The sequence below is a fragment of the [Chlorobium] sp. 445 genome (assembly GCA_002763895.1).
Taxonomy (GTDB): domain Bacteria; phylum Bacteroidota; class Chlorobiia; order Chlorobiales; family Thermochlorobacteraceae; genus Thermochlorobacter.
Genome location: NSLH01000067.1, coordinates 1 through 1690, shown reverse-complemented (window position 1 = coordinate 1690; position 1690 = coordinate 1). Strand labels below are relative to the sequence as shown.

At 48.8% G+C, this 1690-nt stretch carries 3 protein-coding genes; all 3 read left to right on the top strand.

Annotated elements, in window-relative coordinates; all coding sequences use genetic code 11:
* Window positions 1-199: glycosyl transferase family 1 (locus tag CMR00_12710; protein PIO47008.1), on the top strand; the 199-nt coding region annotated here is incomplete at its 5' end.
* On the top strand, window positions 196-1380 hold the full coding sequence (locus CMR00_12705) for a hypothetical protein (GenBank protein PIO47007.1): 1185 nt from the start codon (window positions 196-198) through the stop codon (window positions 1378-1380). The genes CMR00_12710 and CMR00_12705, both read left to right, overlap by 4 nt.
* 58 nt (window positions 1381-1438) lie before the next feature.
* Window positions 1439-1690 (top strand): hypothetical protein (locus CMR00_12700; protein PIO47006.1); only part of this gene is annotated, 252 nt, incomplete at its 3' end.

Sequence of the window (1690 nt, the reverse complement as noted above, 5' to 3'; positions counted from 1 at the left end):
GCCAGAGGTGCTGGGCGGTGCAGGTGTGCTGGGTGATCCGGCGGATCCGGCAGACATTGCACGCGCCATGCGGGCGATCTTGGATGATCCCGCCTACGCTGCGGTGTTGCGGGGGGCTGGGCTAGCGCGGGCGCAGCAGTTCGCACCGGAGAGGGTGATAGCAGCGATGCGGCAAGTGTATACGGAGGTGCGGAGATGATCCAACAGTCAAAACAGAGACAGGAACGGCCACTCAAGATAGTTCTGTTTGATTACGTTTTTGAACGAGACAAGCCCGGTGCTTCTGGGCTGAGTGATATTGTGTGGGATTGGGCTTCCCACCTTATTGAGCAAGGGCAAGAGGTTCATATTGTTGCCCCATATACATCAGAAGTTAGTCCTCCAGATGGGGTTATATTACACCGCATGCAGATACCAACGTGGTTCTATCGCAATGCCATTGGACATCTCTTGTTGGTTTGGGTTGGATGGCGGATCATCCGTACTATTCCCAACATAGATGTAATTCAAGCTCCTGAATACCTTTCCACTGCTGTATTCGGTATTATGTCTAATCACCATAATATTGTACTCAGCGTTCCCGGCAACATCTATGAGCGCATTCAGCAAGGCAATCCTTTTGATTGGACAATGACGACCGTTCTCAAAATTGCCGCAGCCATCTCTGCTCGCCGATGTGTGCGGGTGATTGCAACTACGCCTGACATGATGCTCTGGTGGGCTAGAACCGGTACGCACCCCGAAAAGCTCGTACTTATTCCTTACGGTATAGATACAGAACTATTTAGCCCAATCCAAGATGCGCGTAAGCAACTTAGCCTACCAAAAAATCAATACAGCATTGTGTATGTTGGGCGGCTATCGCCCGAAAAGGGCGTTGCAACATTACTTCAAGCAATGCACGCTGTGATTCAGTACGTACCTACTGCACATCTCCATGTGATTGGCGATGGCGCACAGCGTACTGAACTAGTGGCACAAGCACAGGCATTAGGAATTGCTGATCACATTACTTGGCACGGATGGCTACATAAGCACGCTCTTCCTCGTTATTACTCATCTGCACACGTTACCGTGCTGCCCTCGCTCAGTGAGGGGCTACCACGCACTATGCTAGAAGCACTCGCGTGTGGTTCTCCATTTATTGGCACCAACATTGCTGGTATTGCGGCATGTGTTACTCACGACCAAACCAGCTTGTTAGTGCCACCGAACGATGCGGCGGCATTGGCACAGAGCATCCTTCGGCTCTTGAACGATCCGGATTTTGCGTGGACTCTTGGTCAGAATGCCCGCGATCTCATCGTAAGCAACTACAGTTGGGCAACAATTGTCCGCCGTATCCGTGAGGAAGTGTATGCACATATATCTGATTCCTAACTCTCAACCCAATCAATTTTCAAACTCTGACGCTGACGCAAATCGAATCTCAGGGGTGATGATATGTGTACCTGCTCGATCTGGAATGAGAGGTGGAGCTTATAGCGTTGCCGAAGATATAGCATGGGAAATCACGAGAAGAAATATCAGAGTGTATTTTGCCTCTTTCAACACACAGATTTTAATGATACAAGACTATACTACAAAACGATTTGTAACCCACTCTCTTAGATTTCGATATGCTGCCATCGGAATATTAGTACTGTACCTTAAGTCTCTTCGTATTAATATTCTTCATTGTCATCTTGAT

Coding starts and splice junctions, on each gene's coding strand:
- CMR00_12705 (PIO47007.1), top strand. CDS start 196: ATGATCCAACAGTCAAAACAGAGACAGGAACGGCCACTCAAGATAGTT.